Here is a 19820-nt window from a genome sequence, read left to right as displayed (position 1 = left end):
GTGCCGTGGGCGAGATCAGGACGGACAGCTATCAACCGGCGCACGGCATCAGCGAGTTCACCGAGTCCCTCGGGGTAGGTGTCGCGGGGCAGGCTGGCCGAGAGCGCCTCCCAGCGGGCGTCGGCGTCAGCCCTGGCCTGGTCGACAGCGATGCGACCCAGAACCTTCAGTGATTGGTGGTGGGTAGCTGCTAGAGCCTTCCGGGTCGCCATCGCCGACGCGGCATCCCACTCACCTTGCAGGGCGTAAGCACGCAGCAGCGGGGGGTCGTCCGTAACAGGATGTTGCATTGTCGGCCAGCGCCGTTGCGGAAGACCTCCGTGTCGTGTGTGGATGTGCCGGGCGACCACCTTCGCGCTCCCTTCGTCTATTTCACGAGCAGTAACTAGCGATCCGTGAACGGGGTTGGGATCGATCAGGGAAGAGAGTCGAACCTCTCGCCACGGCGACGCACGTCGCACCCGGATTCCCAGCCCAGGCGGACCGGTGGGCCATCAGCGGCTGCTCACCCCGGCCCCGTCAGGGGTGAGCAGCCGCTGTTCATCCCGTAGCCGGGGTGAAGTTCTGAAAGCGGAGGAAGCGGACTTCGCCAGCGGGGAAGCGGCGGTGCCCGCCAGGAGTACGGAAGCTGGGCAAACGCCTCTCGTCGGCCCATCGAGTCACTGTCTTGGCATCCACACGGAACAGCGTGGCGACCTCGGACGGGGTCATAGGCGGCTCGTGGATCTCAGCGGATGAGAAGTCACCTGGGGTCACGTTTCTGGGCCCTTCCAAGGATCGTGTGCGTTTCCGGGTAGGAACCGCATAACTCGATGTAACGTCGTGAGCCCGTTCCCCCGGAATCCCGTACCGATATCCACTGGCGGTATGTATGCGCGAGCCCTCGCACCCTTCACAGATGGCCGTGCCGGCCACGTTCTGGACGCGCGCCGATGTCGCTGCGGCACTGTCTGGTCAGGACGCAGGCGCTCTGTTGCGGCTCCTCCGGCAGTACACCGGAGCAAGTCAACACAAGATCGGTGCGGCGATCGACATGGCACAGCCGCACGTCAGCGCGATCATGTCGGGCAAACGTCAGGTGACCGCCCTCCGTAGCTGGCAGCGCATCGCAGACGGCCTCTCGATGCCGAACGAGCCCAGGCGCGCTCTCGGGCTCGCCCATTCCGAGGCGATATACCTCCGTGGCCAAACTCGAGGCAACGCCTCCATGCCGAAGTCAGGTGATCTATGGTCGGCGCCAAGAACACTGCAGGACATCGCCGAGATGACTCTGAAGGACCTGATGAAACGCAGAGACGCCCTCGCCGTGGGCGGAGCCCTCTTCGTGGGCTCGACGCTGACAGAGACACTGCAACACTGGCTTCTACCGGGCTCGCACCTGGTCGGCCCGCACAGAGGCACGCTCGGTGAGTCAGAACTCCAGCGGATCGAAGCGGCGACCGCGGAACTGCGTCACTGGGACGACCGGTGGCGCATGGGCATCCGTCGCAAGGCCGTCGTGGGCCAACTCTCCGAGGTCGGGGAACTCATCGAGACACCTCAACCCCCTACCGTGCAGTCCCGGCTGTTCGTGGTGATGGCTGAGCTGTCCAAGATCATTGCCGCGATGTCCTACGACGCGGGCGACCACCCGACCGCACAGCAGTACTACACCGCGTCCCTCCGGGCCGTGCATCAGGCCGGGCGGGAACACCGGCTCTATGGAGTCGGGGTCCTCGCGGACATGTCACGACAGATGTTGGACGTGAACCGGCCGCAGGACGCTCTGGAAATATCGCGGCTGGCCCTCGACGGCGCCCGCGCCTGTCCAGCGCCGGCTCCTGTCCTCGCCATTCTCCGCACCAGGGAGGGCTGGTCGTACGCGCGTATGGGGCTCACCGAGGCCTACCACCGCACCGTCGCCCAAGCAGAAGACCTTCTTGGTGAAGGCACAGAGGACGACCTCCCGACGTGGGCCCGCAACTTCGACCACGCGGAACTCTCCGGAGTCGTCGGCGCCCGATATCGGGACCTCGCCTCCCAACTCGATGACCGCGTGGCCAAGCGTGAGCACGCCAGGCTGTCCGCCGTCTACATCAAGCAGGCGCTCCGCCTCCGGGACCCGTCCAAGAACCGCAACCGAGCGTTCGACCTGGTGGGTCTCGGACGGACCTACTTGCTGCTGGACGAGCCTGAGGAAGCGGCTCGAAACATCCGAGAAGCCGCTTCGATCGAACGCACGCTCGGATCAGGAAGAGTCAGGCGACGGCTGAACGACTGGCACAAGGAATCCGCCGCGTACCACCGAAACCCCGCTGTCGCGGAGGTGCGAGGTGAGTTGTCCAATACGCTGCTGGCCGAGCAATCGAACCTCAAGGAGCTGACGTGACCCGCATCGGAATCACCGGTCACTCGAACCTGTCCGCAGACAGTGTGCCGATCGTCCAGAAGGCCCTGGCTGATGCCCTCACCCCGTACACCGACAGCGACCTCGTCGGCCTGTCCTGCCTGGCGCGCGGTGCCGACCAGCTCTTCGCCGAGGCCGTACTCGACGCCGGCGGGGCACTGGAGGTCGTCCTGCCCTCAGTCGACTACCGGGAGGCCAAGGTCAAGCCCGAGAACCTCGAACAGTTCGACGGTCTGCTCATGCGCTCGGCCCTGGTGCGCTACATGCCCCATCGGACCGCCGGACGAGCCGCCTACGAGGCAGCCAACGAGACCGTCCTCGGCACGATCGACCGCCTGTTCGCCGTCTGGGACGGCCAGCCCTCCGGAGGCAAGGGCGGTACCGGTGACGCCGTCGAAGCCGCGCGCACGCGCGGAGTGCCTGTCGACGTCGTCTGGCCCGTAGGCGCACGACGCGACTGACAGCAGAACCCCAATCAGTATCTGTTGATCCGCGCCGGCCCCGAATTCCCGGGCACCGCCTCACCAGTGATCATGCCGCACGATGGTCCTAGGTGTTGGAGAACGAGTGGTCAAGGATCTCCTGAGATCACACATGGACGTCAGGCCCCGTCTCGACAGGGAGATGATCATGAAAGGCCCGGTGCCGAGCCACTCGTGTTACTGATGGGCACGTCAACGCGGTTCCGTGCGACGACGACGCCATCCTTCACGACGTAGCACTCGACGACGTGCTCTCCTTTGAAGTTTGTGCGCTCGACCCGGACGTTCGGTCGGCTCGAGTCGATGATCTGCCCCCGAATCATGGCCCTGCGCTCGGCCTCCGGGCCTCGGTTCAGCACCTTCCACTTCAACACGTACGGTTGTTCGACCGAGCACTCGGTGACCACGAACTCCAAGTCCTTGTCTGCCTTGAGCAGGGTTCCGTATCGCCTCATCGCCCGAAGCCACATCGGACGCCAGCCGTCCTGCGTGACCTTGCAGTCGATGGTGACCGACTCAGAGATGTCGACTGGGTACCGGTCCTCAACGAACTCCTCGGTGTCCTCGGACGCCCGGGAGGCTTTGCTGGTGGCTAGCGGCACGGACGTCCCGAAGACCTCTCGCCATTTCTTATTGACAGCCGCCTTTCCCTCGTCCTCGATCGCCTCGAGGCAGCGTTGGTAGGCCTTCTTAGCCTTCGGTTGGAACCGGGCCTTCACCTTCACTCGCTGGTTGCTGCCCAGCGCCAGGTAGTAGTCCTGGTCCGGCTCGTCCTTGAGGAATCCGAAGAAGTCGCGGACCATGACGTCGAACGAGCCCGTCCCCGCCGAGCCGTAGTCATCGGTTGTCGAGAAGAAGCGGTGCACCAGGGTGTCGATGAGCAGGCCGCCCATGACCACGCCATTTGCGTTCTTCCACGCCCGGGCCATCCTCGCTAGGTGGCGCATGTTCTTCGACGTGCTGTCGTTGCACGTCTTGGTCGCTCTGATCTCATCACGCGGCTTCGTGAGCTTCCAGCTCTCCGCGACCGTGTCCGGGTAGTCGAAGCTGCCGTCGGAGTTCTCGAAGGCTGGCTGGACCTCGAACTTGAACTCGTTGCTGTTGAACTGCACGCGCACGACGCACTGGTCGACGCGGACCTCGGTTTTCGGGTACCGCGCCTGCAAGTCGTCCCGGACGCGGTTGAGGGTCCTCCGCGGTCCCGTCTTGCTGTGGTAGCTCGAGCGCAGCACGGGCGGAAGGAAGAAGATCATGTCCAGGTCGGATATACCACGAATGGCGGTGTGCCGGCCGTAGGAGCCCACCATCAGCTTGTAATCGGTGCATCCGTCTTTGGATCTGAAGTCTTTGTTCAGTGCCTTCGTGATCTCGTCTCTGCGCGAAGCGACCTTGTCGGCGTTGTCGCCGACCTTGAGGTTCTCGAGCAGGGCGTCGAAGATCTCCGAGGTCTTCATGGTCACCCCTCGTTTGCATGGAGTCGGAGTGTCTCGGGCAGGAAGAGGTCGATCTCGTGGGAGGTGAACGTCAACTCCTCGTTGCGTTGGAGACCTTCGCTAGCCCTGACGTATGCTTTCGAGCTCGTCCTGGGTGCGTCGGTGTATGCGGCGTGCGTGGTCGCCTGGAGCTCGTCGCGACGCTCCCTTGCCTCCGTGTAGGACACAGCGTCCGACATCAGGTCGGCGATCAGCGATAGGTAGGACTCTCTGACGTCCCACAGCCGTGATGCGATGTCACGATGCGCGTCGGCCTCCTCCGAGAACTTGAAGGTCTTCGTGGCGAGGCTGATCCCTGTGACCAAGAGCGCGATGAAGGAGGTCGCGAGACTAGTCAGTACAGGGTTGCCTAGCGCACCGACGACTGCAGCCAGAAAGGTGCCGGAGCTGATCGCCGTGAGGACGATCAGCGCGGCCTGCTGCAGTCTGTGTCGGCGAAAGCAGATGTCCGCCTGCTTCTCGTGCGTCTTGTGGCTGTAGACCACTCGCCCGAATGCTTCACGCACCTGCGCGAGCAGGTAGCGGCCGCGGTCGGGTGCCAGGGTCTGCTCATGCGTCATGTCGCTCCGATCCTCGTCGCCTAGGAGGGTGCACACAGTAGGGAACCTTCCGGCCCCTACCTCCCGGAAGAGTGACGACCAACGACGATTGCTGCACGTGTTTCGAGTATGGATCGCACCACCGACACATGGGGCCGCGCGCGTCGAAGATGGGACAGGCGCTCCGAAGAGGAGCGCTACGGATAGCCGCCGGTCCTGACCCGCGCCGCGCAGACGGTCGAATTTGCTCCGCTGTGGCTCCAGTGTTTCGGAATCCGGTAGTCGCCGGTGGTCTTCCGTGGCCTCTGATGGCACGACTGTGCTCGGGCAGGCTAGAGCGAATCACCACATAGTCGGGCGAAATGCCCAGGATCGCGCGGACTTTTAATCCGCGGGTTCAGGGTTCGATCCCCTGGGGCCCTACCACCGAAACCCCAGGTCAGAGGACATTCACAGTGCACCGACCTGGGGTTTTCGTATGCCCCGGACCTCGGAAATCCTCTTGGTGTGCTCCGTGGTGCAAGACGAGTGCAACCCACCTCACGAGGTCCCCGAGAACCTCGCCCTCGATCGGATGCACACCCACCAGCGCCCCAGCGCCGGGCACACAGCCTGTGCGCGCCCACCAACGCGCCACAGCCGCCCGAATGCCGCACTAGGCCTTGTGGGGGCGGCGGCACGCACCAAACAACATTCCAGGCCCGTCACACACAAACCAGACCGGCACCACCGCATGCCCGGCGAACGGCGCACCCCACCTACACGGCCATGGGACCTGTGTAGAGGTCTCGGAAGGCACCGTCACCGGCATCCGGGACAGCCAGAACCCCCACCTGGCTTCCCTGGAGTTTCCCGCCGCGGCCTGGAGCGGCTTCCTCTCGGGGATCGGCTCCCCCAGGACCTGAACCTCTGTGTGCCCGCCCAGCCGCGGGCACACAGCCGTCGTTTCAGATTGCGAACTGAGCCTTCACCAGGGACTTCCACGGAACGTCCTCGGGAATCGCGTCCATCAGCACGTCGTTGACGGTCTCGCCCAACCACTGGTTGGAGTTGCGCCGTATCCCCTGTCGCTTGAACCCGGCCTTCTCGTAGGCGCGGATCGCCCCGGCGTTAGGTTCGATCACCGTCAGGTACACGCACCTCAGGTTGGTCACGTGGAAGGCGTAGTCCAGCACCAGCCGGGTCGCCTCACTGCCCACGCCCTTCCCTCGGGACTCCCCCATGGCCACCACGTACTCCCCGTTGCGGCGCATCGGATCGACGTAGACCTGGGCCAGCCCAACGGGACGGGGTTCGTCCCCGCTCAGGTCGTAGACGGTGAACCGCAGCTCCCGATCCGAAGCACGCCCGTAGCCCTCGACCAGGATCTCCCGGGTGGTCTCCATCGGCTGCGGGGTCTGCCGGTTGTAGCCGACGATCGTCAGGATCGACTGCTCCCACCGCCAGTACTCCTCCGCCAGATCGGCTCGCAACGGGCCGATCCCGGCTTTGTCCCCTCGAAGCCACATCAGGGGTTCACTCACGTGCTCTCCTCCATGCTGGGAATGGTCAGCAGTGCGGCGCACCGCTGTGTGCTGTCCGGCTCCGCCACAGGCCAGCCCTCCACTTCGATCCAGGCGTGCAGTCGGATGGGATCCGCGACCACCCCGTGGCGCCAGCACGCTCCGTGCCCGCGCATGGCCAGGATCAGCACCGCGGCCACCGATTCTTCCAAGCACGCGACATGCACAGGCGAGAACAAGCCCAGATCCCGTACCGCATGCACGGCTTTCTCAGCCTCGTGCATATCGGCTGGACGGTGATGCCGTCGGGACGCGGCCTCCACGAGCCGGAGCATCCGCCTCATCCGAAACCGCCGTCGGCCAATCCGTGGGCTAGGCGTTACAGAATTCAGCGCTTCCTGACCCTGACTCGAAGGTGAGGGCCAAGGCCGACCTGAGCCGCTCCGCCCTAACAGCCGCTCCGCGATCACGTGGGGCCCACCCGCCACCACATGCCGCCCGTCGCCCAGGTCACGTCCAAGACGGCGTTTCTCGACCTTCCATAGGCTCTGCCTATCGATGTACGAAGGAGGCGTCATGGACGTACGACGGCTCGGCTACTTCCTGGCCGTGGTGGACCAGGGCGGCTTCGGCCGTGCCGCCGAGCACCTGCTCATCGCCCAGCCCTCGCTGTCCCAGGCGATCTCGGGCCTGGAGCGCGAACTGGGCGTCCAGCTGTTCCACCGCGTCGGCCGGGGCGTCGTGCTCAGCGACGCCGGCCGACAGCTCGTCGAACCGGCACGCCGGGTGCTGCGCGACGTCGAGGCCGCCCGTGCGGTCATCGACTCCGTCCAGGGGCTCCAGCGCGGCCGGGTCCACCTGGTCACCACGCCCTCACCCGGGATAGAGCCGCTGGCCACGCTCACGGCGTCCCTGCAGGCGAGCCATCCGGGCCTGCTGGTGGACATCGCGGCGGCCTTTACCCGAGAGGAGGTCATGGAGAGTGTGCGCACGGGCGCGACGGAACTGGGCCTGCTCGCTTCCCCCGGCCCTGTCCGCACGGCCGACCTGTCCGTACTGCACCTGGAGCACCAGCAGCTGGTGCTGCTCTCCCCCGCCGGGGCGGACCTGCCCGGCACGGTGAAGCCCGGCGACCTGGACGAGCGGCCGATGGTGGTCTCCCCACCCGGCAGCCTGCTGCGCGCCCTGGTCGACGACCTGCTGGCCGGCGGGGCCCGGGTGCGGATCACGGCCCAGGTGGCGCACCGCACCTCCGTCCTGCCGTTGGTCCTGGCGGGTGTGGGCCACGCAGTGGTGCCCTCCTCCTGGACGACCCTGGCGCGCAGCGCGGGCGCACAGGTGCGCACACTGCGGCCCACCACCTATCTGAAGGTGTCCCTCGTGAGTCGCTCCGACGGCCTGACCCCCGCGGCCCGGGCCTTCATCGACACCGCCCGCGCCTACGCCGATCAGGCTTCATAGGGATGTCCTATGGGTGGAATCCAGCCGGTTCCGGTGAGGGCGACCGCGCCGGGCACGCGCGCGGCGGGAAGCACCGCCTCGTTGCATAGGGGCCACGGAGTTCCGACTCGTTGCCCAGGGGCCACGGAGTCCCGAACGGACGGGCGGGCGCTCCGTCCGCACCCACCTGCCGTGGAAGTGAGACCTGGTGGAACGGGCTTGACCCTGTTCCAGGAACACGGTGTCTGCTTGCGACCGAAGTGTTGGTCGTATCCAAGGGGCAGACGTGGAACATCGGACATCGCAGAGGGACACCGGGCCGGGGCGGCACCGGACCCGGGTCGGAGCCGGGATCAGCGTGCTCGCGCTGACAGGGGTCCTGGCGGCGTGCGCTCCGGCGCAACCGGACGGGCAAGGGACCGGCACCGGATCCCCGAGCGCCGATCTGGACGGCTTCTACGAGCAGGAACTGGCTTGGGAGGACTGCGCCGACTACACGACGACGGACATCGAGGCCTCGCTGCTGGACCTCGCGCCCAGCGCCGAGTGCGCGCGCATGGAGGTGCCGTTGGACTACGAGGAGCCTGAGGGCGAACGGGCGTCGGTGGCGGTGATACGGGTGCCGGCCAGGGGCGATTCGATGGGATCGCTGGTCTACAACCCGGGCGGCCCGGGCGGATCCGGGGTCGTGGGCGCCGCTCTGGCGTTCGCGGGGCTGGCGGAGAGCGACATCACCGAACGCTTCGACCTGGTCGGCTTCGATCCGCGCGGTGTCGGCGCCACACAGCCCGCCGTGGACTGCTACACCGACGAGGAGGCGGACACGGGGGTCGTGCCGCTGGGATCACAGGGCACCACCGTGCAGTTCACCGAGGACGACACCCTCGCGATCATGGAGCGCTGCGCCGAGGGCTCGGGCGGGCCCGAGGTCCTTCCGCACCTGGGGACGCGGGACACCGCGCGCGACATGGACGTGCTCCGGGCCTCGCTCGGTGAGGAGGGGCTGACCTACTTCGGTCAGAGCTACGGCACCCGGCTGGGCAGCGTCTACGCCGAACAGTTCCCGGACCGCGTGCGCGCGATGGTGCTCGACGGGGCGATGAGCCCGCTCGAAGGCAGCTTCGAGCGCCGCGTGAACGCCTACGCGGGGTTCCAGGGGGCGTTCGATGAGATGGCGGCCTTCTGCGCGGCCGAGGCGGACTGCCCGCTGGGCACCGATCCCGAGCAGGCGACGGAGAAGTTCCAGGAGATCGTGCGGCCCCTGCAGGACGACCCGGTGCCCGCGCTGGGCCAGGAACTGGACTTCGACGACGCGGTCGGCGGGGTGATCGCCGGGCTCTACACCACTCAGAGCCGGCCGCGGATCATCGAGGGCATCGCCGAGGTCGAGCAGGGACGCGGTGACGCCCTGATGCAGCTGATCTACGACTTCGGCATGCGCGGCCCCGACGGAGCGTGGCCGAACTCGACCGAGGCCAACCACGCGATCAACTGCATGGACGAGGAGCGCCTGACCCCGGAACAGGGAGGCGAGCTGCGCGAGTCGACGTACGCCCACGCGCCCTTCATGGACCCGGGCGTGGACGTGACCGACGGGGCGCGGGACGGGTGCGAGCATTGGCCCGCCGAGCCCGACCTCGGGTTCCCCTACGCGGAGGGCGTCGAAGGCCTGCCCGACACCCTCGTGGTGTCCATCACCGGAGACCCGACGACCCCGCACGCGGGCGGCATCGAGCTCGCGGACACGCTCGGAAGCGCGCTGCTGACGGTCGAGGGCACAGGGCACGGCATCGTCAGCCTCGGGACCAACGAGTGCGTGGACCAGGCCGCGGCCGCGTACCTGATCGACCTCGAAGTGCCCGAGGAGGGCGCGACCTGCACGATGTGACACACCGTGCGGGGCCTGCCGTAGCGTCACAGCGGGGATCCGAGTCAGGGGACGCCGATGGGAGGAGCCGACCGTGGGGTGGAGCACGCGCGAACTCGCCGAGATGGCGGGCACGACGGTCAACACCATCCGCCACTACCACCGGGTCGGGCTGCTCGACGAGCCCGAGCGGCGGAGCAACGGCTACAAGCAGTACCGGTCGTGGCACCTCGCACGGGTCATCCAGATACGGCGGCTGCGCGAGCTCGGCGTTCCGTTGACGCAGGTGGAGCAGATGGGGGACCGTCCGGGCCACGTCACCGACGCGTTGCGAGTGCTCGACGCCGAGCTCGCCGTCGGCATCGAACGGCTCCAGCGGGCGCGCGCCGAACTGGCCGTACTGCTGCACGACCGGACTCCGATCGACGTTCCGACCGACTTCGGTTCGGTCGCCGAACGGCTGAGTCCGGCGGACCGGGCGGTCCTCGCGATCTCGTCCAGGTTCTACGACGAGAAGGCGATGCGTGACCTCAAGAGCATGATCGAGGCCGAACCCACCGACCTCGACGAGGAGATCAACACCCTGCCTCCCAACGCGGGCGAGGACGTCCGGCGGCGCCTGGCCGAACAGGTGGCGCGGACCATCGCCCAGCACCAGAGGGACTTCCCCTGGATGAAGGACCCGGGACCGCGACTGACCATGGCCCGGGCCGAGGTCATGAAGACGGCGGCACGGGCCGTCAACGACCTCTACAACGAGGCCCAGCGCGACGTCCTGCGACGCGCGATCCTCCTCCTGGGCGAGGACCCGTCAGGCGGACCCCGGAAGTAGGAGGCGCCCGGGGTCCGCCTGAGCCCTGTTTCCCGAGGGCTCAGGCGCCGCGCTTGCCCCACTCGATGGCGGGGCAGGTGTCCATGACCATCGGCACACCGGCGTCGGTCGTTCGCTGGAAAGCCTCCTGGTCAAGGACACCGAGCTGGAACCACACACCGCGAGCGCCGATCGCGACGGCCTGGTCGGCGAACTCACCGGCCGCTTCGGAGCGGCGGAAGACGTCGACGACGTCGATGGGACCGGCCTCGGCGGCCGCTTCGGCGAGCGTCGCGTAGGGCCTCTCACCGAGGACGTCCTTGCCCTCGGCGGCGGCACCGGGGTGGATCGGGATGATCCGCTTGCCCTTGGCCTGCAGCAACTGGGCGATGGGGTAGGCGGTGCGCCCTGGGTCGTTCGACAGGCCGACGACGGCCCAGGTGCTGGTGTCGTCGAGGAGTCGGTCGATGGTCTTCGGGTCCAGCCACGGTTCGGTCATGTCGATCCCGAACATCCCCGACGCGCCGCCGATTCCCACGGAGCGGAAGGCGCCACGGAGCGGAAGGCGCCGGAGCGGTCGCTCCCTTCGGAGGGCACTCTGGTTCAGGTCACCGGGGTCCAGGCCAGGACGGTTCGCCATGGTCCACCACAGGGCGGGGAGGTCCTCGAAGTCAGCGAAGGAGGTGAGCCATGGGGCGGCCGATCGACTCTGCGCTGAACCTCTCCGGAGTTCCCCGCCTCGGCCGGGACCGGTTTCCTCTCGGGAGTCGGCATCCGCCGCTCATGCTCAGGCCGAGCGCATCACTCGGGTGTGGTGAAGTAGGCGGCCGGATCGAGGGCGTGGAGTGCGATCCAGCGGTGCGCCGACGCTTCGGCACTCCCCTGGCTACTGCCCGCCGTCGCGGTGCGGAAGAAGCCCTGTACGTCGAGGGCGATGCGGGGGTCGTCGTCGATGCGCCGTGCCATGTCGTAGTAGACGGCCAGCTCGTGGACGCACCGCGGGGCCGCGGCCGGGCAGGAGCAGTCGACGCTGTCGAGGACCGGCGCCGGCGGATGGCCCGCGTCGGCGATCGCGCGGTACAGATCGTCCGTGAGTAGCGGCCGGGCGCCGCTCAGCCGACGGGAGATCTCGGCCGTCGTCCCCGTGGGCATCGGCGCGACTTCGACGGTGACCACCCGGGGGCTGCGGCCGTGGTGCACGACGGCGCGCACGGTCCGGCCGTCGAACGCGGTCTGCACCTTCCCGCCGCGTGCCAGACGCCGCGCGCTCGGCAGCCGGCGTTCGGGACGGGTCTGGCGCAGTGACTCGGCGAACCGGACCCAGTCCTTGCCCCACGTCGTGTAGCCGTAGTCGTGGTCGGCCATGGTCAGTCGACCCGCTTCCGGCGCAGGACCTCGATGAGGCGGTCGTCGTCCAGGCGGGCCAGCTCGGCGACGCTGGACATGTCGGCGAGGTCCGACAGCGCGGACTTGCGGTCGTGCATGGCCGCGATGTGCTCCTCCACGGTGGTCCCTGTGGTCAGGGTGGTGACGGTGACCGGGCGGGTCTGGCCGATCCGGTGGACCCGGTCGGACGCCTGGGCCTCCACGGCCGGGTTCCACCACCGGTCGAAGTGGATGACGTCGGCTGCGCGCGTGAGTGTGAGCCCGGTGCCCCCGGCCTTCAGGCTGAGGACGAGCACCTTCGGCCCGTCGTCGGACTGGAACCGGCGGACGATGTCGGCCCGCTGCTGCTGGTTCAGGCCGCCGTGGAAGAACGGCGTACTCGCCCCGAACCGTTCGGCGAAGTGCCGGACCAGCAGCTCTCCGGTCCGCCGGTACTGGGTGAAGACGAGGGTCGGGGCCTGGGTCTGCAGGTTGTCGGCCACGATGTCGGTGCACAGGTCGAGCTTGCCCGACCTGCCCGACAGCTCCCCGAGGTCGTCCGTGACCAGGCCCGGATGGTTGCAGACCTGCTTGAGCGAGGTCAGGGCCGCGAGCACCCTGGTCTGCCGCTGGGCGCCAGTGCCGAAGCCATCGTCGATGACCTCCTCCAGCAGTCGGTCGTACAGCCGTTCCTGCTCCTCGGTGAGGTCGCAGAGGAGGTCGGCGTGGATCTTGGGCGGGAGCGACCCCGCGACCTGGGACTTCTTCCGCATCAGCACGACCGGGTCGATGGCCCCGCGCAGCCGGGCGGACGCGGCCGGGGAGCCGTCCGCGATCGGCCGCACGAAGCGGCGGCGGAACTGCGTCCGGTTCCCGAACAGGTGCGGCGCGACCAGGTCGAGCAGGGCCCAGAGCTCGTCGAGGTGGTTCTCGACGGGCGTCCCGGTCAGAGCGATCCGCGCGTCGGCCGCGATGGTTCGCGCGGTCTTCGAGACCTGTGTGCGGGGGTTCTTCAGGACCTGTGCCTCGTCGAAGACCGCGGTGCTCCACTGGACCCCCGCCAGGGCCGGGGCGTGCGTGCGCAGCGTGGGATAACCGGTGAGCACCACCGTGCCGCCGTCCGCCTCGGGCAGCGGCCCGCCGCGCCAGATCGTGGCCAACAGGCCAGGGGCGAACCGTGCGATCTCATGTGCCCAATTGCCCACCAACGACGTCGGACAGACCACCAGTTGCGGCCCCTTCTCGGCCCGTTCGGCGACACAGCCGATCGTCTGCAACGTCTTGCCGAGTCCCATCTCGTCTGCCAGCACCGCGCCGCCGTGCGTCTCGATGGTCTCGCGCAGCCAGCTCACCCCGCGCGCCTGGTAGGGGCGCAGCTCGGCGGTGAGCGCCGTGCGCATCTTCGCCTCCGCCGAGGCGGTGCGGCGAAAGACGTCGCTCGCGTGCTCCGCCGTAGTGACGGCCACGCCCGTGGCGTCGGGGACCGCGTGCGCGGCGATCGGCAGAGCCGGCTCGTCGCCCGCGATCCACGACCGCCAGACGCGCACCGACCGGTCGGGCGCGTCGAGGGGCACGGCCATGAGCCGCGCCGGCTCGACCAGCACGCAGTCGACGTCGGACACCGTGAGCCCGTCGAGGTCCGGCGTCGGCACGACCAGGGGCACGGTCTGGACGTCACCGACCGGCGGGGCCGCTCCCACGGCGCCGTCGGCCCATCTCCACAGGGCGAACATGTGCCGGTCGGGCAGATACGTGGCCTGGCTGCCCGATCCCGCCTCGAGGCGTTTCCGCTCGGTTCCCATGGCGTCAGCGGATGCCCACGCCGTGGCCCGCGCGGGCGGTCGGGCCCTCGGGTGCACTCCCCGTGGGAACGGCGAGAAACGGCCGCTTCCCGGGCTTCGGAAACGTGGATGCAGGCATGAACACCTTCGGGTGCAATCGGGAAAACCAACGAGCGGGATCGTAGGCAACCATCAGTCGGGTGTCAATTCCCGTTGCGATCGACGGGTTTTCAGCGCCCTTGAGATCATGCGACCCGGTATTCTGTCAATTCCTGGAGACGTGATCCGTCCGACATTCGAGTGAGACCTCGTGGGCATACCGCTCAGCGCCCTGTCAACTCCTTGCTCTGCCCCTTGACCTCGCGCGGATTCCGTGCCCCACCTCGCGGTCTGCCTCTATCCCTCGCGTCGACCAGCCCGGGTGCCCTACGTCGTGCAGGGCGGGGTCACGCTCCTCCGACAAAGGGAAGGAAAGAAAGTCGTCGACGTGGGGACGAAGAAACGGATATGCCGCGCGCATTCCCTCAGCGTGCTTCATGGATTCGGAACGACCGGGGTCTGAGATGGCAGGGTCAAGCGAACTTCAGAGCCGACGCCCTCGCGATATTTTCCGCGCTGTGTGGTGCGCACGGAAATCGGACGACCCGTGAACTATTAGGCACGTGGGAATGTGCGTCAGCGTCCCGAATACGTCCCGCGCCACGCTCACACGGTCGGCCCGGCGCGGGACACGTCGGGAAGTCGGACCGTGGCGAGGAGACCGCCGAGAGGTCGGGGAACGAGGTCGAGCGTCCCGTCGTGGGCGCGGACGATGCTGTGCACGATGGCCAGGCCGAGACCGACACCGGCGTGCTCGTCGGTGCGTACGCGTTCCGCGCCGCGCTGGAAGGGTTCGGTCAGGGTCGGCACCAGTTCCGGCGGGAGCCGGTGGCCCGTGTTCTCGACCCGCAGCACGCTCGTGGCACCGTGCGCCTCGGTGTGGACCGTCACGGTGCCGTCGGCGGGGAGGTTGTGCACGATGGCGTTCTGAACGAGGTTCGCCACCATGTGCAGCAGCAAGTCCGCGGAGCCGCTGGTCCGCGCCGCCCCGCCGGTGACGTCGAGCGTGATCCCGCGCTGCTCGGCGAGGGGAAGCAGCGTTTCGGCGGCCTCCTCGGCGAGGAGGGAGAGGTCGACGCTCTCGCGGGTGAAGTGTCCGCGTTCACCGCGGCTGAGCAGCAGGAGGGCCTCGGTGAGGTCGATCGCCCGCGTGTTGACCGTGTGCAGGCGTTCGATGAGTTCGCCCCGGTCCCGGGTGGGGTCCTTGCGGGCGACGTCCAGGAGTGACTTCGCCACGGCCAGCGGGGTGCGCAGCTCGTGGGAGGCGTTCGCGGCGAACCTGCGCTGTTCGGCGACGTGTGATTCCAACTGCTCGAGCATGGTGTCGAACACGTCGGCGAGTTCGCCGAACTCGTCGTCGCGGCCCTCCAGGCGGATCCGGTGGGACAGCGATCCTCCAGCGGCCCTGCGCGCGGCGTCCGTGATCCTGGTGAGCGGCGCGAGCATACGGCCGGCGAGGATCCATCCTCCGACCAGGCCGAACACGAGCAGGAAGGCCATGGACGCGGCCGCGGGCGGAGCGAAGGTGCGGATCAGGAGGTACCGGTTGGGTGCGGTCCCGAGAAGGCCCTGGGAGTTGTCGGGTACGTAGCGCAGCAGGAACACCCACACCACTGCGAGCAGGAGTGCGCCCGCGATCATGAGGAATCCGGCGTAGCTGAGGGTGAGCTTGAGCCGAGCGCTGAGCCCGCGGCCTCTAGGCATCGGCACGTCCGGGCGGGGTGACGTCCCTGCCGCTGCCCCTGCCGGTGTCCGTGGCGGTGTCCCTGGTGGTGTCGATGCGGTAGCCGACACCGGGCACCGTGGCGATCAGCCACGGTTCGCCGAGCCGTTTGCGCAGCGCCGAGACCGTGATGCGGACGGCGTTGGTGAAGGGGTCGGCGTTCTCGTCCCAGGCCCGCTCCAGCAGCTCTTCGGCGCTGACGACCCCGCCCTCGGCACCGACGAGGACCTCCAGGACGGCGAACTGCTTGCGGGTGAGCGCGACGTAGCGCCCGTCGCGGAAGACCTCCCGGCGGAAGGGGTCGACCTTCAGGCCCGCGATCTCCGTGATGGGGGGCCGCACGTGGGCGCGTCTGCGGTCCAGCGCCCGCAGCCGCAGGACGAGCTCCCGAAGCTCGAACGGCTTGGTGAGGTAGTCGTCGGCGCCGACCCCGAACCCGGTGGCCTTGTCGTCGATCCGGTCGGCGGCCGTGAGCATGAGGATCGGGATGCCGCTACCGGAGGCGACGATGCGTCGTGCGACCTCGTCGCCGGAGGGACCCGGGATGTCGCGGTCCAGGACCGCGAGGTCGTAGGAGTTGACGCTGAGCAGCTCCAGGGCGGACTCGCCGTCGCCGGCGATGTCGGCGGCGATCGCCTCCAACCGGAGACCGTCACGGACGGCTTCGGCCAGGTAGGGCTCGTCCTCCACGATCAGTACGCGCATGTGGGAAGCCTAGGCAGCGCGAGCTATCGCCGGCGTATGCAACGGCGCGTGTACACCCGGTCGACGGCCGGCCGCGGTGGAACCGTGGCGGAACCGCCGACGTGGCGTTCGCTGCATTGCAATGCAACGAGCAACTGGACGATTGTTGCGTTATATATGAATCCATTGCAACGATCTTAGCTCATTTACCTGCGGTTATTATCTTCCTTCGCAACGAAGATATTGTCAGATCTATGAAGACAACGTAGCGTTTCCAACATCAGAAACACGCGGCACCACCTCTGAGCAACACCGGCGAACCGAACAGGAGACTCACGATGGGCCACGCACACGGCGGCTTCACCGCATCAGGACTGCGCACCCTGCACGACGTGCTGGAGCGGCATGTGGAATCGGGACGGATCCCCGGGCTGGTCGCCCTCGTCGGTCGGGGCGAGGAGACGCACGTGGAGGCGATGGGGACGATGCGCCACGACGGCGGCGCGCCGATGCGCCGGGACACCATCTTCCGGATGGCCTCGACGTCCAAGCCGGTCACGATGGCGGCGGCGGTGGTCCTGCTCGACGAGTGCAGGCTGCGCCTGGACGACCCGGTCGAGCAGTGGCTGCCCGAACTCGCCGACCGCCAGGTGCTCAAGCGCCCCGACGGCCCGCTGGACGAGACCGTGCCGGCGCGTCGCCCGATCACCGTGCGGGACGTGCTGACCTCCACGTTCGGGCTCGGCATGGACATGACGTCACTGGGCACTCCGATCATGAACGCGGTCTTCGAGCAGGGGCTCACGCCCGACCTGCCGGAGCCGATGCCCGAGCCGGACGAGTGGATGCGCCGCCTGGGCACACTCCCGCTGATGCACCAGCCCGGCGAGCGCTGGCAGTACCACATCGGCAACGACCTGCTCGGGGTGCTCGTCGCCAGGGTCACCGGTCAGCCGTTCGAAAAGTTCCTGCGCGAACGCGTCTTCGGCCCCCTGGGGATGAAGGACACCGGATTCCACGTGCCCTCCGACGAGATGGACCGGCTGCCTCCCCTGTACGCCCCCGACCCGGGCACCGGCGAGTTCCACGTGTGGGACGAGGCGGAGGGCGGGCGCCACAGCCGGCCGCCGGCGTTCCCGGGCGGAGGCGGCGGGCTGGTCTCGACCGTCGACGACTACCACGCCTACTTCCGGATGCTGCTGAACGGCGGAAAGCACGGAAACGAGCGGATCCTGTCCCGGCCCGCCGTCGAACTCATGACCACCAACCGCATGACGCCCGAACAGACGGCCGCCCGGACCGCCATGGCCGTGAACAACGTCCACGTGTCGTTCGGCCAGGGCCAGCACGGCGGCTGGGGCTTCGGGATGGCGGTGCGCACCTACCGCGGCGACTACGCGCCCGTCGGCCAGTTCGGCTGGGACGGCGGAAGCGGCACCTCGGCCTACGGTGACCCGGAACACGGGCTCACCGGCATCCTGCTCACCCAGGTCGGGATGTCCGTCCCGGACGCGGCGCGGCTCATCCACGACTTCTGGACCACGCTCTACCAGGCCATCGACGACTGATACCCCCCACGGCCCACATTCGGGTCCCGCCCGGTCCCTGACCACCCCCCGACCCGGGGCCTTCAGCCCTCGACCAGGTCCCAGCCCTCACCCGACCCCGACCTGGGGCTAGCCCCCGGCCCCGTTTCCCCTTCGGGCCCAGCCCTCGCCCGGCCCTTCTTCCCTCGATCCCCACTCGCATCCTCTGGCGCCCGCACCCACCGGTGTTCGGGCGCCAGAGCCGTTCCCCCCGGGCCCGCCGACCTCCCGGCCTCGACCCGGGCGCCTCGCTCCGCCGCCTCGGTGACGGACCCCGCTCAGACGACCCTCTCCACGCGGGTCGTCCCGGTGGTCAGAGGGTCGCCGTCCTGGCTCCGCGGGCGGAGTTCGGCGACCGACCGTCCCTCGGCGTCGACGAGCCGTGAGCGGGGCTCGCCGTCGGCGAAGGCGTGGCGCTCCCCCCACTGCCGCAGGGCCACGACGGTCGTGAACAGGTCCCTCCCCGCCTCCGTCAGCTCATAGACGTGCCGCTTGCCGCTGGGGGCCGTGCTCAGGATGCCGTGGTCGACCAGCCTGCGGAGCCGGTCGCTGAGGATGTTGCGGGCGATCCCGAGCCGCCGGTGGAACTCGGTGAAGGAGGCCGGGCCGTCCATGGCGTCGCGCACGATCAGCAGGCTCCACCGGTCGCCGACGAGATCGATCGTGCGCGCGACAGGGCAGGTGGGATCGGTCCAGTCGCATCCGGATGCGGTGTCCGCCATCGAAGCAGCCCTCCTCATTGGTTGCACTTTGAAACCATTATGCCCTAGTCTCCAATGGTTTCGTTCTGCAACCAAATGGGGGTGCGAGGGTGGCCGGTGTCACGGGGGCGCAGCGGATCGTCCTGGCCATGGTGTGCGCCGTGGCCGTGTCGACGGTGTACGCGGTCCAACCGGTGCTGGAGGCCGCCGGCGCCGACCTGGGCCTGTCGGCCGGGGCACTGGGGTGGCCGGCCGCCGCCGGCCAGATCGGCTACTTCGCCGGCCTGGTCCTGCTCGTGCCCCTCGGCGACCTGGTGGACCGGCGACGGCTCATCACCGGGCAGCTGGTGCTCGTCGCCGCGGGCGCGGCGGTCACCGCCCTGGCCCCGAACGGCTCCGTCGCGATGGCGGGGCTGGCGACCGCAGGCCTCTTCGCGGTCGTGGTGCAGGTGGTGGTCGCCTACGTCGCCGCCGTCTCCGCGCCGGGCGAGCGGGGCCGCAACATCGGCGCGGTCACGTCGGGTGTGGTGGTCGGCATCCTCGGCGCCCGGGTCCTGGCCGGGGCTCTGGGCGACACGGCCGGCTGGCGCGCGGTCTACGTCGTGCTGGCGGTGCTCTGCCTCGCCCTGGCCTTGGCCGTCCACCTGGTGCTGCGCCCCGACGGCAGAGCGCCCCGCCCCGGGACCGGATCCACGCGGAGGCGGTACACCCGTGCGCTCGGCGCGATGGCCCGCCTGGTCGTCACCGACCGGTTGTTCCGCGGCCGGGGTCTGATCGCCTTCTTCCTCTTCGCGTCCTTCGGGACGCTGTGGAGCGGACTCGCCCTCCCGCTCGGCGATGACCCGTGGCGGTTCGGCACCACCGAGATCGGGCTCTTCGGCCTGGTCGGTCTGGCCGGAGCCCTCGGGGCCGCCCGCGCGGGACGGTGGGCCGACCACGGTCGTGCCCAGCCGGTCAGCGGCTGGTCGCTCGCGCTGCTGGTCGTCTCCTGGCCGCTCATCGCCCTGACCGAGCCGACCCTGTGGCCGCTCGTCGTCGGCGTCGTCCTGCTGGACTTCGCCGTCCAGGCGGTCCATGTCAGCAGCCAGCACCTGCTGACCACGGCGCACCCGGAGCGCGCCGGCGGCGTGATCGGCGCCTACATGGCCTTCTACTCCCTGGGGTCCGCGCTCGGGGCCCTCACCTCGGCCTGGGCGTACACCGCCGGGGGGTGGTGGGCCTGCTGTCTGACCGGCGCGACCTACGCCCTGCTCGGGCTCGTCACATGGGCGCACGGCCGGTTCCGGGTGCGGAACGACCGCGCCGCCCGAGCGGTCGACCTCTCCGGCGTGTGAGCCCCCGACGCGGCGGCCGAGCCGCCC

At 68.7% G+C, this 19820-nt stretch carries 19 protein-coding genes and 1 tRNA gene; 9 read left to right on the top strand and 11 right to left on the bottom strand.

The window, feature by feature from the left end; translation table 11 throughout:
* Positions 1-540 precede the first annotated feature (540 nt).
* Positions 541-711: a BldC family transcriptional regulator gene (locus DFP74_RS14125; RefSeq protein WP_121182129.1), complete on the bottom strand. Its 171-nt coding sequence runs from the start codon at positions 709-711 to the stop codon at positions 541-543.
* A 187-nt stretch (positions 712-898) separates the two neighbouring features.
* Between DFP74_RS14125 and DFP74_RS14120 the strand changes: the two genes are divergently transcribed.
* Together DFP74_RS14120 and DFP74_RS14115 are read left to right on the top strand one after the other, a co-directional pair.
* Positions 899-2368 carry a helix-turn-helix transcriptional regulator gene (locus DFP74_RS14120; protein ID WP_233570979.1) on the top strand — a complete coding sequence of 490 codons (1470 nt, stop codon included), beginning with the start codon at positions 899-901 and terminating at the stop codon, positions 2366-2368.
* On the top strand, positions 2365-2847 hold the full coding sequence (locus DFP74_RS14115; RefSeq protein ID WP_121182127.1) for a hypothetical protein: 483 nt from the start codon (positions 2365-2367) through the stop codon (positions 2845-2847). The genes DFP74_RS14120 and DFP74_RS14115 overlap by 4 nt, the downstream gene beginning before the upstream one ends.
* 167 nt (positions 2848-3014) lie before the next feature.
* Here the strand turns inward: DFP74_RS14115 and DFP74_RS14110 are convergent, their stop codons facing one another.
* Positions 3015-4322, bottom strand: a complete 1308-nt coding sequence (locus DFP74_RS14110; RefSeq protein WP_121182126.1) for a nucleotidyltransferase — start codon at positions 4320-4322, stop codon at positions 3015-3017.
* Between the two features lie 2 nt (positions 4323-4324).
* On the bottom strand, positions 4325-4921 hold the full coding sequence (locus DFP74_RS14105) for an SLATT domain-containing protein (RefSeq protein WP_121188246.1): 597 nt from the start codon (positions 4919-4921) through the stop codon (positions 4325-4327).
* A gap of 308 nt (positions 4922-5229) precedes the next feature.
* Between DFP74_RS14105 and DFP74_RS33520 the strand changes: the two genes are divergently transcribed.
* Positions 5230-5326 (top strand) — tRNA-Ser (locus DFP74_RS33520).
* Positions 5327-5562: 236 nt separating this feature from the next.
* Positions 5563-5805, top strand: coding sequence for a DUF397 domain-containing protein (locus DFP74_RS14100; protein ID WP_233570978.1), 243 nt, complete (start codon positions 5563-5565; stop codon positions 5803-5805).
* 42 nt (positions 5806-5847) lie between these two features.
* On the opposite strand, the gene DFP74_RS14095 is transcribed toward DFP74_RS14100, so the two are convergent.
* On the bottom strand, positions 5848-6423 hold the full coding sequence (locus tag DFP74_RS14095) for a GNAT family N-acetyltransferase (protein ID WP_121182125.1): 576 nt from the start codon (positions 6421-6423) through the stop codon (positions 5848-5850).
* Positions 6420-6980: a lasso peptide biosynthesis B2 protein gene (locus tag DFP74_RS34900; protein WP_121182124.1), complete on the bottom strand. Its 561-nt coding sequence runs from the start codon at positions 6978-6980 to the stop codon at positions 6420-6422. The genes DFP74_RS14095 and DFP74_RS34900 overlap by 4 nt, the downstream gene beginning before the upstream one ends.
* Here DFP74_RS34900 and DFP74_RS14085 point away from each other — a divergent pair.
* The 3 genes from DFP74_RS14085 (at position 6979) to DFP74_RS14075 (ending at position 10541) form a co-directional block, all read left to right on the top strand.
* Entirely contained in the window at positions 6979-7863 is an 885-nt protein-coding gene (locus DFP74_RS14085) for a LysR family transcriptional regulator (protein ID WP_121182123.1), read from the top strand. The two genes, DFP74_RS34900 and DFP74_RS14085, sit on opposite strands and share 2 nt — an antisense overlap.
* A 265-nt stretch (positions 7864-8128) precedes the next feature.
* Positions 8129-9730, top strand: a complete 1602-nt coding sequence (locus DFP74_RS14080; RefSeq protein ID WP_233570977.1) for an alpha/beta hydrolase — start codon at positions 8129-8131, stop codon at positions 9728-9730.
* 73 nt (positions 9731-9803) lie between these two features.
* Positions 9804-10541, top strand: coding sequence for a MerR family transcriptional regulator (locus DFP74_RS14075; protein ID WP_121182121.1), 738 nt, complete (start codon positions 9804-9806; stop codon positions 10539-10541).
* A gap of 40 nt (positions 10542-10581) precedes the next feature.
* Here DFP74_RS14075 and DFP74_RS14070 read toward each other — a convergent pair whose 3' ends face one another.
* The 5 genes from DFP74_RS14070 to DFP74_RS14050 all read right to left on the bottom strand — a co-directional run bounded on the left by DFP74_RS14070 (position 10582) and on the right by DFP74_RS14050 (position 16193).
* Positions 10582-11019: a CoA-binding protein gene (locus DFP74_RS14070; protein WP_121188244.1), complete on the bottom strand. Its 438-nt coding sequence runs from the start codon at positions 11017-11019 to the stop codon at positions 10582-10584.
* 302 nt (positions 11020-11321) lie between these two features.
* Positions 11322-11885, bottom strand: a complete 564-nt coding sequence (locus tag DFP74_RS14065) for a hypothetical protein (RefSeq protein WP_121182120.1) — start codon at positions 11883-11885, stop codon at positions 11322-11324.
* Between the two features lie 2 nt (positions 11886-11887).
* Positions 11888-13687, bottom strand: a complete 1800-nt coding sequence (locus tag DFP74_RS14060; RefSeq protein ID WP_233570976.1) for a DEAD/DEAH box helicase — start codon at positions 13685-13687, stop codon at positions 11888-11890.
* A gap of 684 nt (positions 13688-14371) precedes the next feature.
* Positions 14372-15469, bottom strand: coding sequence for a HAMP domain-containing sensor histidine kinase (locus DFP74_RS14055; protein ID WP_121182119.1), 1098 nt, complete (start codon positions 15467-15469; stop codon positions 14372-14374).
* Positions 15462-16193, bottom strand: coding sequence for a response regulator transcription factor (locus DFP74_RS14050; RefSeq protein WP_121182118.1), 732 nt, complete (start codon positions 16191-16193; stop codon positions 15462-15464). Before DFP74_RS14050 ends, DFP74_RS14055 begins: the two co-directional genes overlap by 8 nt.
* A 317-nt stretch (positions 16194-16510) precedes the next feature.
* On the opposite strand from DFP74_RS14050, the gene DFP74_RS14045 reads away from it, so the two are divergent.
* Positions 16511-17740: a serine hydrolase gene (locus DFP74_RS14045; protein ID WP_121182117.1), complete on the top strand. Its 1230-nt coding sequence runs from the start codon at positions 16511-16513 to the stop codon at positions 17738-17740.
* 296 nt (positions 17741-18036) lie between these two features.
* On the opposite strand, the gene DFP74_RS14040 is transcribed toward DFP74_RS14045, so the two are convergent.
* Positions 18037-18480 (bottom strand): helix-turn-helix domain-containing protein, encoded by a 444-nt coding sequence (locus DFP74_RS14040; protein WP_121182116.1) that lies wholly within the window; start codon positions 18478-18480, stop codon positions 18037-18039.
* Between the two features lie 89 nt (positions 18481-18569).
* Here DFP74_RS14040 and DFP74_RS14035 point away from each other — a divergent pair, with 89 nt between their 5' ends.
* Positions 18570-19793: an MFS transporter gene (locus DFP74_RS14035; RefSeq protein WP_233570975.1), complete on the top strand. Its 1224-nt coding sequence runs from the start codon at positions 18570-18572 to the stop codon at positions 19791-19793.
* Positions 19794-19820: the final 27 nt, after the last annotated feature.

The organism is Nocardiopsis sp. Huas11 (assembly GCF_003634495.1).
Classification (GTDB): domain Bacteria; phylum Actinomycetota; class Actinomycetes; order Streptosporangiales; family Streptosporangiaceae; genus Nocardiopsis.
This window is presented reverse-complemented; position numbering and strand designations above follow the sequence as displayed.